Source organism: Streptomyces sp. S6 (assembly GCF_054880855.1).
This window is the reverse complement of record NZ_JBTYMC010000413.1, coordinates 1-4,799: the sequence shown is the minus strand read 5'-3', so window position 1 is coordinate 4,799 and position 4,799 is coordinate 1. Positions and strand designations below refer to the sequence as shown.

At 65.0% G+C, this 4,799-nt stretch carries 4 protein-coding genes and 1 pseudogene; 4 read left to right on the top strand and 1 reads right to left on the bottom strand.

The annotated features are described in order from the left end of the window. Positions 1 to 147 precede the first annotated feature (147 nt). A pseudogene (locus tag ACVNF4_RS32555) lies at positions 148 to 318 on the bottom strand (replication initiator); the annotation flags it as partial. Between the two features lie 64 nt (positions 319 to 382). On the opposite strand from ACVNF4_RS32555, the gene ACVNF4_RS32550 reads away from it, so the two are divergent. The 4 genes from ACVNF4_RS32550 to ACVNF4_RS32535 form a co-directional block, all read left to right on the top strand. Then, positions 383 to 685: a transposase gene (locus tag ACVNF4_RS32550; RefSeq protein ID WP_461806480.1), complete on the top strand. Its 303-nt coding sequence runs from the start codon at positions 383 to 385 to the stop codon at positions 683 to 685. 572 nt (positions 686 to 1,257) lie between these two features. After that, positions 1,258 to 2,511, top strand: coding sequence for a group II intron reverse transcriptase/maturase (ltrA, locus tag ACVNF4_RS32545; protein WP_461806479.1), 1,254 nt, complete (start codon positions 1,258 to 1,260; stop codon positions 2,509 to 2,511). Between the two features lie 394 nt (positions 2,512 to 2,905). After that, positions 2,906 to 4,156, top strand: a complete 1,251-nt coding sequence (locus ACVNF4_RS32540; RefSeq protein ID WP_461806478.1) for an IS110 family RNA-guided transposase — start codon at positions 2,906 to 2,908, stop codon at positions 4,154 to 4,156. A gap of 104 nt (positions 4,157 to 4,260) precedes the next feature. Then, the coding region (locus ACVNF4_RS32535) for an IS3 family transposase (RefSeq protein ID WP_461806477.1) at positions 4,261 to 4,799 on the top strand (539 nt) is incomplete at its 3' end.

Sequence of the window (4,799 nt, the reverse complement as noted above, 5' to 3'; positions counted from 1 at the left end):
GAACGCACCCAGCGGCAAGTGCGGCTCGATCAACTCCCACTCGGCGTCAGTCAGATCACCACGAGTCACGCGACCGGTCTACCGCAGTCGGCACCCTCCTGGAGCGGGAATGACCGATCCCGTGATCTCAACCCAGAACACGCCCTAGTCGTACGTCGCCGGATTCAGCGGTGTCCCGATCAGGGCGTCCGTGGGTTCGTGGAGCTTACGGCAGCGGCAGGGCCGGACGTCGCCGCCGGGGGTGGTGGGGCGGTTGTGGACGGGTCCGAAGGACGGTGGGGTGAGGGTGACGAAGACGCGGGGGTGGGTGCGGATTGAAGCTTCCCCTTGATCGTGGACACCTGGAGACTGGGACCTGAGGTTCCAGAGGAAGTAGCACCAGGTGGGAAGCAAGTACACGAAGCGGTACACCGAGGAGTTCAAGCGGGACGCGATCGCGCTCGTCGACTCCTCGGGCAAGACGGTCACCGCTGTGGCCCGGGAACTCGGCATCAGCTCCGAGTCCCTGCGCGGCTGGTACCGCAAGGCCAGGACAGACCGGCGCGAGGGCGAGTCCGGCGAGTTGACAGGTGCCGAGCGCGAGGAGCTCAAGCGGCTGCGCAAGGAGAACCGCGAACAGCAGCAGACGATCGAGATCCTGAAAAAAAGGTGTGCCACGAACGCGGAGGCTGCTTGCGGTAGTTGAGTAGCTGAACGCGGTGCTGCACGAGAGATGAAGGATTTTCGGCCCTTCGGAGTCGCCCTGCGGGGGGAGACTTCAAACCGCCACATGCTGCGGGAGCGGTGACGCGACCGTGGTGAGCGACTGTGGAAAAGGCGTCCGTGAGGCGTCAGGTGGGGATCAGGGAGACGGAGCGCAGTCCCCTTGCAGGGGATCGCTGTTGACGCGTCGTTATTGATTAAATGGCATCAGAACCGGGTGTTACTTTTTGGCCCGGGATGAGTCTGGCGGAAACCCGTTTACTGGCCAGGTGGTGCCCGGCGTGGAGGCGACGTGAATCTGATCTGCTGCTTTCGTGCGGAACGTGGGAAGACACACTTCGATGCCTCAACGCTGCATTCATTGCGCAGTGTTGGGAAAGGGAGCCTTCCAAGCGGACAACCCGCGAGGAACTGAGTACCGATGCGAGGTGTGTTGGCGGACCGGTTCGTAGTAGCGGTGAACCTCCTGCTGGGCGCGGTGGGAGCGGAGCGAAGGGGCCGGATTGTCCGTGGTTCGTTTGTTCGGTCAACCAGGAGTTCCCTGGGAGGAGCTGCGTGGGCGAGCTGAAGTCACAGATCAAGCCGTTCGAGATATCAAAGACGGAGGTCTGGGAGGCGTACCTGAAGGTCAAGGCCAATCAGGGTGCCCCGGGGGTGGATGGCTGCACGATCGAGGAGTTCGAGAAAGATCTGAAGAGGAACCTCTATAAGATCTGGAATCGCATGTCCTCGGGAAGCTACTTTCCTCCTCCGGTGAAAGGCGTGGAAATCCCGAAGTCGCATGGCGACGGGGTTCGTTTGCTCGGTGTGCCCACGGTCGCGGACAGAATCGCCCAGATGGTGGTGGCCGCTCATCTGGAGAAGCGGGTGGAACCTGTGTTCCACCCCGACTCCTACGGCTACCGGCCGGGCAGGTCGGCGCTGAACGCGGTTGAGGCATGCCGGCGGCGGTGCTGGAAGAAGAAGTGGGCCGTCGATCTCGATGTCTCCAAATTCTTCGACAGCGTCCGCTGGGACCTCGTCATCAAGGCAGTGGAAACCCATACCGATGCCGCGTGGGTCGTGTTGTATGTGAAGCGGTGGCTTTCCGCTCCACTGCAACTTCCCGACGGCACCTTGCGGCAGCGAGATCGTGGAACCCCACAGGGATCTGCGGTTTCTCCCGTGTTGGCGAACCTGTTTCTGCACTATGCGTTCGAACTGTGGCTCTCCCGGAACTTTCCGAACGTCGAGTTCGAACGCTATGCGGATGACGCAGTCGTGCACTGCGACTCCGAACGCCGGGCCCGTGCGGTCCTGAAGGCGATCGGGGACAGGATGGAAAAGGTCGGCCTGCAACTGCACCCGGCCAAGACCCGGATCGTGTACTGCGGAAGGGACGGGCGCTACGACGGGGTCGCGGCAACGTCGTTCACCTTCCTCGGTTTCACGTTCCAGCGCCGTCCAGCGCGAGGCCGGAACGGAAAGATCTTCACTTCATTCCTTCCGGCACCCAGCAAGGACGCCCTCAAGAAGATGAGCACGGAGGTCCGCTCCTGGCGGCTCCACATGCACATCGGCTACACCCTCGGCGAGTTCGCGCGATGGCTCAACCCCATCATCCGCGGCTGGATGCAGTACTACGGTGCCTTCTATCGAACCGAGCTGTATCCCCTCCTCAAGCGCATCAACTACTACCTGATGCGCTGGGTCCGCAAGAAATACCGACGGCTGAAGACCTTCAAGAATTTCCACCGGCGATGGAAGCAGGTCACCACCGCGTACCCGCTCTTCTTCGCCCACTGGAAATGGGTCCACTCGATCTGGTGATCAGGACAATAGGAGCCCGGTGACGGGAGACTGTCACGCCGGGATCTGTGGGAGCCCGGGGGTGAAATTCCCCCGGGCCACCCGACTACCCATGATCGCGCCTGCTTGATCACCGTTGCGGGATGAGAATCCGGGGCGCACAACGTCCCCTGGGTGGTGGGTAGTTCGCTTCCTCGCGCGGCTTGAGCGCGCCCCGCGCTCCGCCTACACAGTGGTGGCGTGCGGTCCGGGCAGACGTCGGTTTCGCTTGGTATCCACGAGTCCGGGGAAAAGTATGACGCTGGGGCTTGAGGGATTGTTGACTGCTGCTGCGAGCGCGAATCTCAGACTCTTTGGATCAGTAGGCCCCTTCCGGGCGGCACGTTGATGGGTGCTGCCGCAGAGGAGGCTGTGGATGCAGGTGATCTTTGAGCGGTGTGCCGGGCTGGATGTGCACCGTGACACGGTGGTGGCGACAGTGCGCTCTCCGGGGCAGCGCAGGGGTTCGCGGGCGGCCGAGACGCGGACGTTCAAGACCACTGCACGGGCGTTGGCCGCCCTGGGCGACTGGCTCGCGTGTGAGCAGGTGGAACTCGTCGGCATGGAGGCGACCGGGGTGTACTGGAAGCCGGTCTTCGCTGCCCTGGAGGAGCGGTTCACCTGCTGGCTGGTGAACGCGGCGCATCTGCGCAATGTGCCCGGCCGCAAGACCGATGTTGGTGACTCGGTGTGGATCGCGCGGATCCTCGAGTGTGGTCTGGTGCGTCCCTCGTTCGTGCCGGTGCAGGAGTTCCACGAACTGCGAGATCTGGTACGCGCGCGAACGGCGGTGTCCCAGGAGCGGGTGCGGGTGATCCAGCGACTGGAGAAGGTGCTCCAGGACGCCGGGATCAAGCTGACCTCGGTCGCCTCGCAGGTCTGGTCGAAGACCTCGCGTGCCGTGCTGGAGGCGCTGTTGGAGGGGGTGACCTCACCGGTGGAGCTGGCCGCGCTGGCCAAGGGGCGCCTGCGGTCCAATCGCGAGGCACTGGAAGAGGCCCTCGAACACCGCTTCCGCATCGAGCACCACGGCGTGATCGTCCGTGGCCTGCTCGACCACATCGACGGCCTGGAGCGGCGCGTCGAGGCGTACGACAACGAGATCACCGCCCGACTCGCCCCGCACCAGGAGACCATGGAGCTGATCCAGACGATTCCGGGCGTCGGCGCGAAGGTCGCCCAGGTCCTGGTCGCGGAGATCGGGCTGGACATGTCCGTCTTCCCGACCTCCGCGCACCTGGCGTCCTGGGCCGGCGTCTGTCCCGGCAACCACGCCTCGGGCGGCAAGCGCAAGGGCGGCCGCAGCCGGCCGGGACCCAAGTGGCTCAAGGCCGCACTCACCGAGGCAGCATGGGGCGCGGTCAAGGCCAAGGGCACCTACCTGTCCGCCCATCACATGCAGATCAAGGGACGGGCCGGCGGCTTCAAGGCGATCGGCGCGACCCGCCACGACATCGTGGTCGCCTACTGGCACATCGTCCATGACCACGTCCCCTACCGGGACCTCGGACCCGACTGGGCCGCCCGACGCTTCAGCCCCGCTCAACGCGCCAAACGCCTGACCGCTCAGCTCGAAGCCCTCGGTTTCGACGTCACCCTCGAACCTGCCCCGGCGCCACTTGCCTGACCCAGCCCCGCCAACCCGCCGCAGTCCAGAGACCGTTGAACGCTGCCCCGAAGACCCCGGATTCACATCTCAGCGACCGCCTTCTTCGTGAAGGAGGACGACCGGTGAGCGAGTTGTACCGGTTCGTTCACGCGGAGAAGGCGAACTTTCCGATCGTTCTGCTGTGCCGGGTTCTGCACGTGGCCCGCTCCTCCTACTACGCCTGGTGCGAGAGCGAGGCCGCCCGCCGCGCCCGCCAGGCCGCCGACGACTCACTCGCGCACGAGATCACCGTGCTGCACCTCGCATCCCGGAAGACCTACGGTGTTCCGCGCGTCCATGCCGAACTCCGGCGTCTGGGACGACAGGTGAACCGAAAGCGCGTCGCCCGCGTGATGCGCGAGCGCGACATCCGGGGCGTCACCCGGCGGAAGCACAGCTCGCTGACCCGGCCGGACAAGAAGGCGAGGCCGGCCCCGGACCTGACCGGCCGCGATTTTCACGCCGGGCGTCCCGGGATCAAGCTGGTCGGCGACATCACCTACCTGCCGACGGCCGAGGGCTGGCTCTACCTCGCCTGCTGGCTGGACCTGGCCACCCGCGAGGTCGTCGGCTATGCCATGGCCGATCACCACCGCGCCGAACTCGTCGTGGACGCCCTGGA

Excerpts from the sequence above, each read along its gene's own strand:
- ACVNF4_RS32540 (WP_461806478.1), top strand. The coding sequence starts at position 2,906 with ATGCAGGTGATCTTTGAGCGGTGTGCCGGGCTGGATGTGCACCGTGAC.